This is a genomic window from uncultured Paraglaciecola sp. (assembly GCF_913020055.1).
Classification (GTDB): domain Bacteria; phylum Pseudomonadota; class Gammaproteobacteria; order Enterobacterales; family Alteromonadaceae; genus Paraglaciecola.
The window spans coordinates 17,554-33,134 of sequence record NZ_CAJWCF010000053.1; the positions used below are offsets into that span (position 1 = coordinate 17,554).

The 15,581-nt window shown below is 40.5% G+C and carries 14 protein-coding genes and 1 pseudogene; 6 read left to right on the forward strand and 9 right to left on the reverse strand.

What is annotated here, in order from left to right:
- Positions 1-18 precede the first annotated feature (18 nt).
- From QZ488_RS12575 to QZ488_RS12610, 8 genes are all read right to left on the reverse strand, one after another.
- Positions 19-378 carry a hypothetical protein gene (locus tag QZ488_RS12575; RefSeq protein WP_293749181.1) on the reverse strand — a complete coding sequence of 120 codons (360 nt, stop codon included), beginning with the start codon at positions 376-378 and terminating at the stop codon, positions 19-21.
- A 2-nt stretch (positions 379-380) separates the two neighbouring features.
- On the reverse strand, positions 381-593 hold the full coding sequence (locus QZ488_RS12580) for a DUF3820 family protein (protein ID WP_293749210.1): 213 nt from the start codon (positions 591-593) through the stop codon (positions 381-383).
- On the reverse strand, positions 586-2,391 hold the full coding sequence (locus QZ488_RS12585) for an ABC transporter ATP-binding protein/permease (protein ID WP_293749183.1): 1,806 nt from the start codon (positions 2,389-2,391) through the stop codon (positions 586-588). Before QZ488_RS12585 ends, QZ488_RS12580 begins: the two co-directional genes overlap by 8 nt.
- A 48-nt stretch (positions 2,392-2,439) precedes the next feature.
- Positions 2,440-3,528, reverse strand: coding sequence for a GGDEF domain-containing protein (locus QZ488_RS12590; protein ID WP_293749185.1), 1,089 nt, complete (start codon positions 3,526-3,528; stop codon positions 2,440-2,442).
- A gap of 9 nt (positions 3,529-3,537) precedes the next feature.
- A complete protein-coding gene (locus QZ488_RS12595; RefSeq protein ID WP_293749187.1) occupies positions 3,538-4,140 on the reverse strand; it encodes an ABC-type transport auxiliary lipoprotein family protein in 603 nt (200 codons plus the stop codon).
- 1 nt (position 4,141) lies between these two features.
- A complete protein-coding gene (gene pqiB / locus QZ488_RS12600) occupies positions 4,142-5,827 on the reverse strand; it encodes an intermembrane transport protein PqiB (RefSeq protein ID WP_293749190.1) in 1,686 nt (561 codons plus the stop codon).
- A complete protein-coding gene (locus QZ488_RS12605; RefSeq protein WP_293749192.1) occupies positions 5,824-6,969 on the reverse strand; it encodes a paraquat-inducible protein A in 1,146 nt (381 codons plus the stop codon). The genes pqiB and QZ488_RS12605 overlap by 4 nt, the downstream gene beginning before the upstream one ends.
- Positions 6,970-7,085: 116 nt before the next feature.
- Positions 7,086-8,480, reverse strand: a complete 1,395-nt coding sequence (locus QZ488_RS12610) for an aminotransferase class V-fold PLP-dependent enzyme (RefSeq protein ID WP_293749194.1) — start codon at positions 8,478-8,480, stop codon at positions 7,086-7,088.
- A gap of 235 nt (positions 8,481-8,715) precedes the next feature.
- Between QZ488_RS12610 and QZ488_RS12615 the strand changes: the two genes are divergently transcribed.
- Complete coding sequence (locus QZ488_RS12615; RefSeq protein ID WP_293749196.1) at positions 8,716-10,800, forward strand: M13 family metallopeptidase; 2,085 nt, start codon at positions 8,716-8,718, stop codon at positions 10,798-10,800.
- Positions 10,801-10,863: 63 nt separating this feature from the next.
- Here the strand turns inward: QZ488_RS12615 and QZ488_RS12620 are convergent, their stop codons facing one another.
- Positions 10,864-11,985, reverse strand: a complete 1,122-nt coding sequence (locus tag QZ488_RS12620) for a zinc-binding dehydrogenase (protein WP_293749198.1) — start codon at positions 11,983-11,985, stop codon at positions 10,864-10,866.
- A 295-nt stretch (positions 11,986-12,280) separates the two neighbouring features.
- Here QZ488_RS12620 and QZ488_RS12625 point away from each other — a divergent pair, with 295 nt between their 5' ends.
- The 5 genes and pseudogenes from QZ488_RS12625 (at position 12,281) to QZ488_RS12640 (ending at position 15,520) form a co-directional block, all read left to right on the forward strand.
- Entirely contained in the window at positions 12,281-13,009 is a 729-nt protein-coding gene (locus QZ488_RS12625) for a transporter substrate-binding domain-containing protein (protein ID WP_293749200.1), read from the forward strand.
- Positions 13,010-13,126: 117 nt separating this feature from the next.
- Positions 13,127-14,014, forward strand: a complete 888-nt coding sequence (locus QZ488_RS12630; protein ID WP_293749202.1) for a sulfotransferase — start codon at positions 13,127-13,129, stop codon at positions 14,012-14,014.
- 18 nt (positions 14,015-14,032) lie between these two features.
- Positions 14,033-14,089, forward strand: a pseudogene (locus tag QZ488_RS21515) (SEC-C metal-binding domain-containing protein); the annotation flags it as partial.
- Positions 14,090-14,111: 22 nt separating this feature from the next.
- Positions 14,112-15,095 carry an aspartyl/asparaginyl beta-hydroxylase domain-containing protein gene (locus QZ488_RS12635; protein ID WP_293749204.1) on the forward strand — a complete coding sequence of 328 codons (984 nt, stop codon included), beginning with the start codon at positions 14,112-14,114 and terminating at the stop codon, positions 15,093-15,095.
- Positions 15,096-15,226: 131 nt separating this feature from the next.
- The gene (locus QZ488_RS12640) at positions 15,227-15,520 is read left to right on the forward strand and encodes a hypothetical protein (RefSeq protein WP_293749206.1); all 294 of its coding nucleotides are present in this window, start codon (positions 15,227-15,229) and stop codon (positions 15,518-15,520) included.
- Positions 15,521-15,581: the final 61 nt, after the last annotated feature.

Here is a 15,581-nt window from a genome sequence, read left to right on the forward strand (position 1 = left end):
TTTTCAATTAGGTTTAGGTCAAAAAATTAGTTTATCTAGTGCAGCTTGCCTTTCAGCTTCAGTTAAAATACCCACGAAAGGGGTCTGCCTGCGGTATTTTTGAATGGTGGCTGAATTTTCTAATAATGTTTGCAAAAAAATCTCGGGTTGGTCGATATATTCCATTAGACTTGTCCAAAATAAATAACTGCCATAAGCCATTTTACCTGATTCATAGCGGCTTGATATGGTCTCCAGAACTTGTGGAATATAGCCGTGATTGGCAATCAATTTTTCTGCCATCGCCTCATGTAAACACAAAATTTGTTTGTCGATATTTTCTTGTTGTGCGTTTTTAGGGCGTTCTCTTTGGCGGTTTCTCGAACCTTGATAACTCATTATTAATTACGTAACAATGGCGCTAACATTGATTCTAGTCCATTTACTTTAACTTCATGCATCAAAGCTAATTGCTGACCTAATTTACCTTCTGGAAAACCTTTATTGTTAAACCAGACTAAGTAGGGTTCGGGTAAATGTAGTAGTTTCCTTCCGGCATATTTACCGAAGGGCATAGTTTGGTTTATGGCATCTAGTAGGGCTTGGTTATCCAATTTTTGTCTCGCTATCATGGTTGTTTTGCTGGGTGTCCCACAATTTTTTGTAAGCGCCATTTATGGCTAATAATTGACTGTGGCTGCCTTGTTCGAGAATCTTTCCTTGACCCATCACCACTATTTTATCTGCGTCAACTATGGTCGACAACCTGTGTGCTATCACCAAACTTGTATGGCCTTGGGATATTTCTTTAAGTGCGGTCAAAATAGCTTGTTCAGATTGGCTGTCGAGAGAAGACGTGGCTTCGTCAAATACCATAATAGGTGGTCGTTTTAATATTGTTCTGGCAATGGCTACTCGCTGTTTTTCACCGCCGGATAACTTAAGGCCTCGTTCGCCGACTGCTGTTTTTTCGCCGTCAGGTAGTGAAATGATAAACTGTCTTAAATGAGCTAAGTCGATGGCTTGTTGTACTTCTGTATCTGTCGCATCGGGCCTTCCATAACGAATGTTTTCCAAAATGGTGTCGTTGAATAACACGGTATCTTGCGGAACGATGCCTATGGCTTTGCGCAATGAGTGCTGATTGACCTGACTAATATCTTGCCCGTCGATGCTTATACTGCCGTTGCTAGCATCGTAAAAACGGAATAACAATTTTACTAAGGTTGACTTGCCTGAGCCACTTTCGCCAACCACTGCTACTTTTTGCCCAGGCAGAATATCAAAACTAATGTCCTGTAAAATGATGCGATCGGGGCGATAGCTAAATTGCACTTGGTTAAAGGTTATTTTTCCTTGGCTGATAACTAACTCTTTGGCACTTTCATCAATTGGCACTTTAGGTTGTTTATCTAACAGGTTAAAAAGGTTTTCTATATTAGCTAATGAACCGCGTATTTCTCGATATACAAAACCGAGGAAATTTAGCGGCATAAATATCTGCATAGTGAAGGCATTGATTAATACAAAGTCGCCAATGGTCATACTACCCTGGGCGACGTTATATGCAGCTAACGCCATCATACTGGTCATTGCTATGGCAATAATCGACGCCTGACCGCCGTTTAATGCGAACAATGATAGGCGGTTCTTACGCCTTGCTGTTTCCCAGTTTGCTAAGTCATGATCGTATCTGTTTGCTTCGTAGTGTTCGTTGTTAAAATATTTAACGGTTTCGTAGTTCAGTAAACTATCTATGGCTCTTGAACTGCTGCTCGAATCGGCTTTGTTTACCTCTCGTACATACTTTGTGCGCCAATCTGTTGCTTTGACTGAAAAGCTCACATAAGTGATAACCGAAAGCAAAATAATCAGTGCAAAACTTATCCCGTAATTGTAGAACAACACCCCTACAACTACGGCGATTTCAAATAGTGTTGGGCCAATATTGAACACTAAAAAACGCATTAAAAAACTGATGCCGCTAGTGCCGCGTTCTATGTCTCTGGATAAACCACCTGTTTGCCTATTGAGATGGAAATCTAAATCTAAATTATGTAAGTGGCGAAATACTTGTAAACCTAAACGGCGCATAGCTCGTTCAGTCACGCGACCAAATAGTGTATCTCTAATCTCACCAAACAACACATTTGCCAAACGTAATAACCCATAGGCTGCTACTAAGCCAAAAGGCACCAGTATTAGTGCGTTAGCTGAAGGATCAACATTTAACTCATCAACAGTATATTTAAGAATAAATGGCAGATATATGCTGGCTGTTTTGGCGGCAATGAGGCAAAGAAGGGCGAGGCCTACCCTGAGTTTAAATTCAGTTAAATACGGCCATAACTGGGAAAATATACGCCAGTTAATAGGCGTGTCGTCATTAATGGGGTAACGATTAGGGCGCATGGTTGAGTGTATTACCTTTGGTGTTTAATCTAGACTTTGGCTTAGATTTTAGTCAATGATGCAGCGATTTCGCCCTTGTTCCTTAGCTTTAAAAAGGTTGGTATCTGCTTTTGTGATTGCTTGGTTAATCGTATCAGATGAAGCAATTTGATGTAATCCGATACTAACAGTAACGCTAAAGGTTTTGTTATCTTGATTGTATTGTGTTTCTTCAATTTTGCTGCGGAGCTTTTCGGCTAATAACATTGCTTGGCTCCCATTGGTTTCAGGTAATAAAAATAAGTATTCCTCGCCGCCCCATCTTGCCAAGGAGTCTTGCTTGCGAAGTCCAGATTTAAAGATATCCCCTAAACCTTTAATTATTTCATCGCCTTTATCATGTCCATATTGGTCATTAACTATCTTAAAATGGTCAATGTCACACATCATCACCGTTAAGTTGTTTTTATAACGTTGACTGCGGTCGAATTCTTGCTGAAGCTTTTCCTGCATCCCTCTGCGGTTTAATAGACCAGATAGGGGATCACGCATTGCCTGTTTCTCGAATTTTCGACTCATCTCTTGGATCCGATAAAATGAGGTTTGCCTTACATACTCGTAGAAAGCAAATAGGCATGAAACAGTTAAAAATGAATAGATTAATCTAGATTTAAACGCATAAGTGTACGAAGTACCAAGCCATTCATCATTCGGGTAAAACATCAAAACGCTAATAACCAAAACAAATAAACCAATATTTCGCGTGCCTTTACGCATTCCACCAAAAAATAATGCTACAGGTGGCACAATATAAATCCATAGGGGACCTGTGCCATTTACTCCTCCGGTATACACTAGGTAAACCATAAGCAACATAAGTGAGGAAGTTACTATATTAGATGAGAATTTATAGGGGTTGGTGATACGCTTTGAACGCAGAATTAGATGTGAGCTAAAGAACAATAGACAAGCTATTATTAAGACAGCGCCAAGCAATCTATCTTGCCTGATAAATGCGCTAACCCCCATTAGAAAAGTAATACTGTAACCAATAAAACTAAACAAATTTGCTACAAAAATTTGTTGATTCGATTCTGGATCATTGGTTTGCACCACGCCAGTATTTAAATAATTGTAAACAAACTTCTTAAAATCCATAAACGCTGTCTAATTATTCGGCAATGCCGCAATATCCTTTTCAATTTGTTCAGCCAAACTGGTCACTAACAACCTCAATTGTTTAACAGCCTGAGCATATCCATCTTGTTTTAATTCAGACTCAAAAAAGAAGGTATGACTTGCTACGCCATGTTTATTCTTTTTTTCTGCTAGTGCATTAGTTGCTGACAACCAATAACGCCCAGAACTAACAACCGATGATTTGTCTGTAGCGTGGAAGTGGGCCAATTTAACACTAATTGATGTAGCCGCATCTATTGCCTCTGGTGCCGACAAGGCTACATAATTTCGTTGGCCCGTGGCATTTAAATCTTGTAATAAAGCTTGGTAAAAAGAGGTCTGCAAGTTTTCCGCCCATACGTCTTGTCTTGAGTAATAAAGTTGGTTTTGCTCAACTTGCATTACTAGGCTTGTTTGACGTAAATATTCAGCAACATCCAATAACTGTAAAACCACTATTGGTTTTTCTTTGTTCATGTTGTCAGATAGGTTTTTTTCTGGCGTATGTAATAAATAGTAACGAACACTTAATGATTTAGAAGTACAACCAATCAACAACGCCATACAAAAACAAATTGCTAATAATTTCATATTAATTTGATGCTCCTTCATTGTTTGCTGGTTTCGCTTTTGGAGTGAATTGTGGGCCATCACCATCAGTAAAAATCAAGCTGTTTGGTGTGCTATTTAGCTGTAATAGCAAAGGCTGCAATTCTTGAAGTGTTTGTTGCAATGATTGCATAGTCTGATTAAGTTCTTTGTAGGTTTGAGAGCCGGCTGAAAAATCCTGAGTTAAATTCGACAAATTTTCTAACGCACCAGTTAATACGCTACTCACATTATCTTCATGTACCGAAGTAAGAAGGTGATCTGCAGTCTTAGCCGTTGATTGCAATGATTCAGCGGCTTGCGCAATTTGCGACAACATATTATTGGCATTGTCAGAAATACTCTTCAGTTTAATCTCGTTAATGTTGTCTAAAATTGCAGTGACTTTGGAGGTGATTTCCGAAAACTCACCGGTAATGGTGGGGAGCACTTCGTACCCATTTAAAGTTTTAGCGTCAAAAGCAGGGGCATCAGGGTAATGTTGCAAATCAACAAATAAAGCGCCAGTTAAAAGATTGCCCGTTTTTAACGTTGCCCTTAGACCCTTTTGAATCCATAGGCTGGTTTGTTTGCGAATAAAAGCTAATCCTTCTGCATTGTCTGGTTGTTGCACTCGTCCTGGTTGAATACTGATGACCACTGGTATGTCATAACCTTGCTCTAATAAGCCATCTTGATTAGTATCCAATGAATTAATTGTCAGCACCTTACCTACCACCAGTCCTCTGTATTCAACAGGTGCGCCTATTTGCAGGCCACGTATTGTGTCTTTTACAAGGATGACATATTCAGCCCTTAATTTAAAACGCTCCTCTGATGCCGAAGCGTAAGTGGGATGAATATCAAAAAAATCACGCTCTTTAACTTGCTCGCCTAAAGGCATACCTTCTGGAATACCAAATGTAACTCCATTAGTTAGTAGGGTTTCTAAACTGCCAGTACTGACTTTTACCCCACTAGCTCCTAGTTCCATTTGCACGCCACTGATATCCCAGAACTTGGTGTTTACGGTAACAAGCTTATGATATGGCGCTTGGATAAAGGTATTGTAATACACAATTCGTTCGTCAAAATTGAAATAAATATCTTCGAACTCACCCACTTTAATGCCTTTATAAATGACGGGGTCGCCTTTTTTATAGGCGAATTCGCTTTTGCTGTTTAACGTGACATGTAGTCCTGGTGTACCAGCTGGCGTAACCGGTGGCGCTTCAAGGGCAATAAATTCTTCACTCATTTTGGGTTCTACCCCTGGTGCCATATTGATATATGGACCAGACAAAATAGTGCCTAGTCCTGATACCCCGCTGAGTGATATACGCGGAGAAACAATCCAAAATTGGTTGTCAGAATGAAGGATAGGTGCAACATTTTTATCCATTCTTGCGGTAACTAAAACACCGCTTAAATCATCAGAAAGTTCTATTTTTTTTACTACTCCAATATCCACATCTCGGGTTTTTATTTTGGTTTTACCCGCTTCTAAGCCTGTCGCAGTATTAAATTGTATGCTGATAAGTTGACCTTGATTACTCCACTGGTAATACACCATCCACATGCCAATAAAAAAAGCCACAATTGGAACAAGCCAAATTTTTGAGACTGTTCTAACAGGTTTCACTAAAGCTTCTTCAGGAAGAGTTGGTTGTGGTTGCTGATCCTGACTCATACTGTATTTTCTCCCTTGTCTAATTTTCCTGGCTTATGCCAAATAAGCCTTGAATCGAAAGACATAGCCGCAAGCATGGTGCAAATGACTACCCCACAAAACGCTAGCGCTGCATGACCTGGCAATACACTCATTATATTTCCCAATTGAATTAAGCTTACCAATACTGCCACCACAAACACATCGATCATCGACCAGCGGCCGACAAATTCGGTGAAACGATACCAAAATATTCTCTCATTGTTAGCATGAATCTGCTTAGCTTGAACCGAATAATTCAACCAACATAAAATAACAATTTTAGCTACGGGAACAAATACACTTGCGATAAAAATAATAACGGCAATGGGGTATGAACCCATTTTCCAAAGTAAAATAACACCACCCAAAATAGTGCTAGGTTCTTCACTTCCCAAAACATATGTATGCATTATCGGTAAAATGTTGGCGGGGATATATAACAGCACTGAAGTGAACAATAAAGCCCATGTTGTCTGAATGCTATGCGAGGGATTAATAGGAATATGTTGTTCTTCAATTTCGCTTTCAAACCATTTTTCAAGTTGAAATTTATCTACATACAACAGGGTAATCGTCATGGAGATGGTAAAAAACAAGTAGGCGTAAAATGATAATCCCAACCCAACATCTGCCATCGACACTATTTTAATTAAGCTGACTAATACACCAATCAAAAATATTTCAGCCATAGTCCATGGTAATAATTTAAACAGTGTTTTAATCACTAATTGAGCTTTTGCTGGGCGTACCCCTAGACTCAAAGGGACCAGCAAATACAATAAACTTATCAACACAAATGCTGGAAGTATTAGTACTGCAATCGCTTGGACGACCGCGAGTAGTGCATAGTCTTTTTCAACCAAAATCCACAAACTACCCAATATATCAATTGACTGATATTGCCCGCTTGTACTGAATGACAGAAATTCAAATGGCAGAGAGGCGAGCAAAAATATAAGAGACGTTGTGGCTAACGCTAAAATACGTTGCCTAGCGTTGTGATGGTAAACCGTTAATTGAAAACCACATCGTGGACACACAGCTGCTTGCTTATGGGTCAATACAGGCAACGTAACGCGGTAGTGACATTCATGGCACAGCATAGTGTGTGGCTTCGACATTATGGTACTAACTTCGATTGATTCACTGTGAATAGCATTATTGTTTCATAAATTTTTGACGCTTTATTAAACCTTAATTTTGTGTGAAATACAGCTTTAACTCATAGTCGAAGTCATTATACTTTTGATGCCTGCCTTCGAGCTTGCACAAATACTTCTACTGACCGCCTTATGTCTTGTTCAGTTGTCGCCCAAGAACATAAGCTAATACGGATGACCTTTTTATCCTGCCAAATTGAGCCACCGCACCAACATTCGCCAGATTGCTGGACTAAAGTTAATGTCTGTTGGGTCAGTTGTTCGCTTTCACAGCAAATGACCACTTGATTAAACACGACTTCATTTAATACTGTGAACTTATGTTTAGTTAATAGATGAGCAAATAGCTTGGCGCGCTCGTGTAATAGTTCAACCAATTCAGCTATGCCAAAACGCCCTAAGTACTTCATAGCAGCCCAAAGTTCAATGGCTCTTGCTCGTTTTGACATTTCAGGGGTATACATTAATCCATCGCGCTGTTCACTGAATTGAATATAACTGCCTTGTTGATGCAGGGCATTAGTTAACGCTTCAGCATCTTTGCACATTACAATCCCGCAATCATAGGGAGTGTTAAGTGTTTTATGGGCATCAACTGACCAAGAGTCGGCTAGTTCCATACCTTTGGTTTGATTATCAAATACATGTGAGGCTTTAGCCCATAAACCAAATGCACCGTCTATATGCACCCAAGCCTGGGCTTGTTCTGCCAACTGACACACTCGAGTAAAGTCATCAAAGGCACCTGAATTTACGTTACCTGCTTGTAACACCAAAATACAACTAGGGTCTAAAGCAGGCAATTGTTCGACTATCATCCGACCTTGCTCATCACATTCAACCCATTCAATCGATGCCTGTCCAAAGCCCAATAAACTGATGGCTTTAGCCACTGTTCCGTGAGTTTGTCTGCCGAGTATTAAGCGTAGTTTCGGCGCAGAAAACAGCCCTTGTTGATTCACATCCCAGCCCATCTTTTGCAACTGACGAAACCTAGCTGCAGCGAGCCCGGATAAAGTCGCGATAGATGTACCGCTGACAAAACCGGCCACAGTTTGCTCTGGTAACTTGAAAAGTTGATTAAGCCAAGTTTGGCAAACACTCTCCAATTTAGAGGCGATAGGGGACATAACATATAAAGCAGCATTTTGATCCCAGACGTCTGCCAACCATTTTGTGGCCAAAGTGACGGGCAGGGCATTACCATTCACAAATCCAAAATAACGACCACCAGTTTGAGCTACGGTATTGGCCGAGCCTACCGTGTCGAGTAACGCCAACAATAAAGCAGGATCGCAGCTTGCGTTAGGCAAGGACTCTTCAAATACTGAGAGCTTTTCAATGTTTGCTTGGTCGGGAAATACCCGTTGTTTTGGCTGCTGAACTATATAATCAAACGCAGCTTGTTGTGCCTGTTTAAGCAATGCTTTGCTGTTTTGTTGCTCAAACAACCGCTCTTGTAATTTATTCATTATTACTCCTTTAATTCAGGGTTTATTATTATGTTTCCTGATGAGTACTGACAGACACAGATCATGTTTTCTCAAGCTATACAGTTTAAAAATTTAGACAAAACCAAAGATGCGGACAATTACCTTTACATCAGCAGAGTCAGTTAGATTGCCAATTTCTCTTTTCACTGAACAATATTTAGGTTATCAACGTTATATATAAATGATACAAAAAATTAACAACAGTGGGACAATTATGAAGAAAACGATAATAAGTGCTGCTATTGCTTCAGTATTTTTACTGGGTGCATGTAGTAAGCAGGGCGAATTAGAACAAACAAACATGGCTGAGAAAACCGCCAATGCACAGGCCGTTAAAGGTGATGCTGAATTGGGTAGCTTCGGTGTTGAACTTGACGCTAGAGATGAGTCCATTAAACCAGGTGATGACTTTTTCCAATATGCGGGTGGTACCTGGTACAAAAACTTCGAAATTCCAAGCGACAAAACCCGTTATGGAGCCTTTGATAAATTGGCCGAACGTAGTGAAACACAAATTAAAGAATTGATTGAAGACATTAGCCAAGGCACAAATCTAAATCCTGAACAGCAAATGGTCGCAGATTTTTATACTGCTTATATGGACACTGAATCGGCTAATGCTAAAGGTCTTGCACCTATTGCTCCAGTACTCGAAAAAATTAGTAAAATAGATAATAAAAAGGCCTTAACGGCTGCTTTTGGTAGTGCATGGTTGGACGGTTCAATTAGTCCTATTAATGGAGGAATGTGGTTTAACCGCTTAGATCCCGATCAGTATCAAATGTCGATTGGTGTGAGTGGACTTGGTTTACCAGACCGCTCTTATTATCTCGAAGAAACAGAACGCTTTGTTGAAATTCGCCTTGCTTATGTGGCGCATATCGAACAAATGTTAAGCTTTGCTAAGGTTGAAGGCGCTGCAGAAAAGGCTCAGCAGATTCTTGCGTTAGAAACTAAAATAGCTGAAGTACAATGGCCTCGTGAAAAACGTCGCGACAGAGACCTTTCGCTTAATCAAATTGAGCGGGAATATTTAACTGATGAATACAACGGTTTTGATTGGGACACCTACCTTGCCCAGACAGGATATAAAATTCCTCATCTAAATATCTCTCAACCACAGCCTGTTAAGGACGTGATTAGGGTGATTAAGCAAGAGCCTCTCGACGTGTGGAAGGATTATATGACTTACCATACTATTTCTAATCACGCGTCGCTTTTGTCTGATGAAGTTTTCACCACTAACTTTGAGTTTTTTGGTAAGACCTTAAATGGTCAACAAGAGCCTCGCCCTCGTTGGAAAAGAGCGATTGCTGCAATGTCTGGCACTCAATCACTTGGCTTTGCTATTGGTAAAACCTATGTTGAGAAACATTTCCCTGCTAGCTCAAAATCGCAAATGGCCGATCTAGTTAAAAACCTTCGTACCGCATTAGGTGAACGAATTAATGGTTTAGATTGGATGGGTGAAGAAACCAAAGTTAACGCTCAAGCTAAACTTGCCGCGTTTGTACCCAAAATTGGTTACCCAGATGAATGGCAAGATTTTACTGGTTTAGAGATTAAAGCCGACGACTTGTTAGGCAATGTTATACGTATGCGCGAATTTTTCCGCGCAGACAGTGCCAGTAAAGAGTTACAAAAAACTGATAGAAACCGCTGGGGAATGGCGCCGCAAAGAGTCAATGCCTATTACAATAGCTCGTTTAACGAAATTGTTTTCCCAGCTGCAATATTACAACCGCCTTTCTTTGATCCTAACGCAGATCCCGCCGTTAACTATGGTGGTATAGGTGCAGTCATTGGCCACGAAATGGGCCATGGCTTTGATGATCAAGGTTCTAAGTCTGATGCCAATGGTATTCAACAAAACTGGTGGACTGATCAGGACAGAGCGGCGTTTGAAGTCAAAGCCGATGCACTCGCTGCACAATACAGTGCGTATGAGCCTATTGAAGGAAACTTTGTTAATGGTCGTAATAGCCTTGGTGAAAACATTGGTGACGTTGGTGGTTTATCAATGGCTTACCACGCTTATAAACTGAGTTTAAATGGTAAGGAAGCGCCGGTAATTGATGGCGTGACAGGTGACCAACGGTTCTTCTTAGCTTGGGCGCAGGTTTGGCGTGAAAAACGCACTGAACAAAGCATGATGTCGCAGCTAAAAGGCGGGACTCATGCGCCGGGTCGTTACCGTGCTTTGGCTCCACGTAATCATGACGCCTGGTATGCAGCGTTTAACGTGCAGCCTGAAGATGCACTTTATTTAGCACCTGAAGATCGTGTGCGTATTTGGTAAATTTTCAGAAATAAGACAAAAAAAACGGGCGCTGAATGCGCCCGTTTTTATTTTTAGTATTTGTTAAGCTTTGGTTGGTGTTACCAAGTACTTCTCACCGGTCTTTTTAGCATTGTATTTGAGAACAGTTTGCGGTTGCAAAACTTCTTCTAAGCTAAGCTCTTCAGTAAAAGTAGAGGCAAAAGTAGTATTGATTTCATCTGCTACTCTTTTATGTAATTGACCCACTTGTTGTGGCTGCAATTTACCTAAGAAACGCATTAATAACCATCCACCTATGCCCCATGTCATACCATATGCACGGTTAAGCACTGTGGGTGAAAAGTCTAAACCACCATAGATGTAAACTTGTTTATTAGCTTCTGAGCCATAGGTATTAAAGCCTACTGCATCTTTACTGCCTACTGCTTCCATCGCAGTTAAAATATCGCTAACTAAATCACCACCACCAATAGCATCAAATGCAAGAGTGGCACCTGTTTCTTCTATCGCTTTATACAAATCAACTTTAAAGGTTGGGCTAGACGAATCACAAATATGTGTGGCGCCTATCTCTTTTAAAATGTCTGTTTGTTGTTGATTACGCACAACATTCACTAACGGTACATTTTCAGCTAGGCAGATTTTGTTGAGCATTTGACCCAATGCTGAGGCCGCAGCGGTATGTACCAATCCAGAATGACCTTCCATACGCATTGTTTCGACCATACCTAACGCTGTTAGCGGGTTCACAAACGATGATGCCGCTTGTTTAGCTGTGGTGTCTTCGTTATGCACAATACAAGCTTGCATAGGAACGCAACAATATTCGCTATATACCGCGCCTGATAAAACACCCACTGTTTTACCCATTAACGCTTTTGCTGCTGGGTGATCACCCGTTGCCACTACAGTACCAGCACCTTCATTACCAATAGGTAATTCTTGGTCCAAACGAGATTTAATACGTGGCAACATGCCTTTGTGCACAGGTGCAGTCATCATTTTTTTGTCGGCGTCATAGCTTGCTTCAGCCAAATTAGCTGGACCGAACATTGGCCACATATCAGATGGATTGATAGGTGCGGCTTCTATACGAACAATGACGTCATGAGCTTTAGGTGTCGGTACGTCGAGTTCTTTCAAGGACATTTCAAGTTGCCCTGCAGATGTGATCAGGGTAAAAAGTTGTTTTGATTTATTCACTGTTATTCATTCTCCACTAAGATAAAAATAATCTACAACTCAACGCATTTTAAGTGAATGGCTCAGTTGTTTATTCAGGTCAGTTATTACAGGTGCCTTATGCCTTGTATTACTAATTATATTATGAGTTCAACATTAACCTAAACCAAGGTGCTGCATCATTTTATTAGTGAACATATCTGGATAATTGAGATGTATGTTGAGTGTAAATTGGATCGCTAGATAGTGGCATTCCACTATTGGCTTCTGCCCAGTGCTGGGTGATAATAGACAAATGTTTTTTCTAGGTTTCGTCATGCGTTTATATGTTCTGTTTTTCATTGCGTTGTTAGGTTTTTTCTCCGCGTCTTCAATCGGACAGGAGGTCATGCGCACCTCGGTTTCCGAAGAGTTTATGGATGGGTTACAGGCTAAATATCTAAGAAACATTGCTAGTCATATGAAAATGAAAATTGAAATATTCCCGATGCCCTTTGCCAGAAGATTAAGGGAATTTCGTCAAGGCAATTTAGATTTATTGGTTGGCTTACAGCGTGAGAATGATCAAGAAGACGAAGTGGTGTATATCAACCCAAGTTATGAAACCTTAAGGCATACTTTTTTTATCGGTAAAGACAATTTGGATAAGTTGCAAAGTTTTAACGATTTAAAAAAGTTGAGTATTGGTGTTACTCGACACGCTAGATATTTTGAGCAGTTTAATTTAGAGCCCGACTTGGTAATGGTTCCCGTTTCCACTCTTAGACAAAAAGTCGAGTTGTTAAAGAACGGTAGGATTAGCACTTTTGTTCACTTTCAAGAAAGTGCTTTACCACTTATTAACAAGATGGGACTGCAGAATGAAATTGTTTTAGCGGATTATCAGCCCATAGAAGTGAATAACTATTATGTGACCATAAGTCGAAATTCGGCGCTTATTAATAAAATACATCTCGTTGAGACCGCGGTTAGAGAGGCTATCGCTAATCATGAGTTTGCCACTATTCGCCGGCAGCACTATGCGTCTCTACCAGGCTCACAATGAGTAAGTTTTGGGTAGGTAATGTTATGCAGCTTCAAGAATCAGGTGGCTTGTGTTGTGTTTTTATTTTGCCTGTAAACCCGATTGACTGGCCTTTAGAATTTCGTTAACCTCTCGCCAATGCATGCCGAAAAACCAATCTTCATAATAGCTGCGCCAAGATCTGGCAGCACATTGCTCTTCGAGACACTTATGCGCCATAAACAATTATGGTCATTTGGCGATGAAGGTCATGCGTGGATTGAGAAATATCCTCACTTGAGACCTGTACGTGGCGGTGTGGCGTCTAATCGACTAACGAGTGACAATCTGAATGCCAATCTAATCGAACAATTAAAGTTAGATATGTTACATGGCATGATTGACTCACAAGGTCAGCGTATTAATTCTGATGTCGGGGCGATAAGGCTACTGGAAAAAACACCTAAGAACTGCTTACGTATACCTTTCATCGATACCATCTATCCTGATGCTCGCTATATCTATTTGTACCGAGATCCCAAAGACAGTATCAGTAGTATTGTGGAAGGTTGGCGTCATCAACGTTTTGTGACTTATGGGGATGTTAGAATGGCACATGGAAGGTGGTGTTTTCTTCGACCTCCTAGGTGGCATGAAATGCTTAATCAGCCTATACACGAAATCGCTGCATTTCAGTGGAAGTCTTGCCAAGATATAATTCTCAATGATTTAGATGTTATTCAACCCGAACGTTGGACTGTCTGTTCTTTTGACGAGTTTGTTGGCAATCCAAAGGCAACGATTAGCAGATTACAACGTTTTTGTGAGTTGGATACTGATGCCGCTTTAGAAGAATATTGTGCAGCGCCTTTACCGCCATCAAGATATACTCAAACAGCACCGGCACAGGGAAAGTGGATGCAACATCATGCAGCCATTAGCCAAATGTTTCCCTATTTGATGCCAACTATTCAGCGAATAAACGAATCTGCATCAGATGTGTGGCAATTAGACACAGACATGCCACCTGTTAATCAAAAAAACTGATGTACAAAAAAACTCGTTCGAAACGAACTTTGCCGTTGTGGCTCAGGACGCAATTTTAAATTATGTCACGGATAACTAGCCTGACAGGAAAACACTTATGAAAATGGACAGTGAATTTGTCAAATTGCCTCTTACATTCGACGTTGATCGAATGATGCAAGAGACCAGTCAATTTGAAGAAGGCGTTTGGCAGCCTCATCCAGGCAGACATGCCGGTAATTCAGCTCTTCCTCTCATTTCCTATGGTGGTCTAGATAACGATGACTTCAGTGGTCCGATGCAAGAAACTCCGCATCTTCAGAAGTGCGAATATATTAGGCAGATAACCGCTAATTTTGGTGAGGTGTTAGGCCGCTCGCGTTTAATGCGTCTTGCTGGTGGTAGTGAAGTTCCGATTCATGTTGATGCTATCTATCATTGGCACCGACATGTTCGTATTCATATTCCGATTGTGACTAACGACCAAGTGATTTTTCATTGCGGTACTCGAGAAGTGAATATGCAAGCGGGTGAATGCTGGCTGTTTGATTCTTGGCGTAATCATAAAGTTGTTAATCACAGCGAAGAAACTCGGATACACTTGGTACTCGATACTTCAGGGTCAAGCCGATTCTGGGATATCGTCGAAAATACTCTTGCTTATTACCGCAATAACGGTGATTACCCATCGCCACAACTGTTGGATTACATGCCAGGTAAACAAGCTTCCATTCTGCTGGAGAAATATAATATCACTCCGGTACTTTCTCCAGGAGAGGTTGAAGGTCTGGTAGAAGATATTATTTATGAGATGCGTGACAACCAAGCTAACGATGCGATAAAAGTCGAAGCGTTGGCAAAACAGATGTTGAGGTTTTGTAAAGACTGGCGAATGCTTTATTCACTCTTTGGTTATGAAGATAAAGGTATCCCGCAGTATCTTAGTCTGCTAAAAAACACCAAACAAACTTTGTCGAAAATGCCTTTTGATGTGCAAGTAAAAAATGGACAGCTATCCAAAACCATTTTGTTTGCTCGAGTTTTCACGGCTGCAATCAGTCCGGTTGTGAGACAAGATTTTGCGCAAGCACTTAACGGATAGATAATGAGTACTTGCACCTCTAAATTTGCAAATTAGCAGGTGGGGATAATAAGTATTACCTTAGACGTAAAAAGCTTAATTTGACAACGATGCTCAATACACTTGTTTCAATTTCTTCAAAGCTATATTGGATGAAGCCAATAGTCGCACTTTGCGCTGTGTTTAGTTTGGCAACGTTCTTTTGTTCGTTATTTGATATTGGATATCTTTCAGATGAGACATTCCTGATCCCTGCTTTAGCTGGTTTTATTTGGTCTGGGTTATTTTTCGTTCTACTAAGTGCCTTTAAAAACATCCCTGATAAACCAGATAAAAAGTACACTTTTTTGCTTAGAATCAGACATTGGTTTTTAATCTTTGGGTACAAGATATTGGCTGTTATTTTCTTGTTGATGACAGCTGCTGGGTTATACCAATCAGATTAAATTTATGATCTAATGGCGACATGAAATATATTTCCCAGAAACAACTCGAAGATAAGCTGAA

Bases quoted from the DNA above. Each gene is read 5' to 3' on its own strand.
- QZ488_RS12575 (WP_293749181.1), bottom strand. From the start codon at position 378: ATGAGTTATCAAGGTTCGAGAAACCGCCAAAGAGAACGCCCTAAAAAC.
- QZ488_RS12585 (WP_293749183.1), bottom strand. From the start codon at position 2,391: ATGCGCCCTAATCGTTACCCCATTAATGACGACACGCCTATTAACTGG.
- QZ488_RS12590 (WP_293749185.1), bottom strand. From the start codon at position 3,528: ATGGATTTTAAGAAGTTTGTTTACAATTATTTAAATACTGGCGTGGTG.
- QZ488_RS12595 (WP_293749187.1), bottom strand. From the start codon at position 4,140: ATGAAATTATTAGCAATTTGTTTTTGTATGGCGTTGTTGATTGGTTGT.
- pqiB (WP_293749190.1), bottom strand. From the start codon at position 5,827: ATGAGTCAGGATCAGCAACCACAACCAACTCTTCCTGAAGAAGCTTTA.
- QZ488_RS12605 (WP_293749192.1), bottom strand. From the start codon at position 6,969: ATGTCGAAGCCACACACTATGCTGTGCCATGAATGTCACTACCGCGTT.
- QZ488_RS12610 (WP_293749194.1), bottom strand. From the start codon at position 8,480: ATGAATAAATTACAAGAGCGGTTGTTTGAGCAACAAAACAGCAAAGCA.
- QZ488_RS12615 (WP_293749196.1), top strand. From the start codon at position 8,716: ATGAAGAAAACGATAATAAGTGCTGCTATTGCTTCAGTATTTTTACTG.
- QZ488_RS12625 (WP_293749200.1), top strand. From the start codon at position 12,281: ATGCGTTTATATGTTCTGTTTTTCATTGCGTTGTTAGGTTTTTTCTCC.
- QZ488_RS12630 (WP_293749202.1), top strand. From the start codon at position 13,127: ATGCATGCCGAAAAACCAATCTTCATAATAGCTGCGCCAAGATCTGGC.
- QZ488_RS12635 (WP_293749204.1), top strand. From the start codon at position 14,112: ATGAAAATGGACAGTGAATTTGTCAAATTGCCTCTTACATTCGACGTT.
- QZ488_RS12640 (WP_293749206.1), top strand. From the start codon at position 15,227: ATGAAGCCAATAGTCGCACTTTGCGCTGTGTTTAGTTTGGCAACGTTC.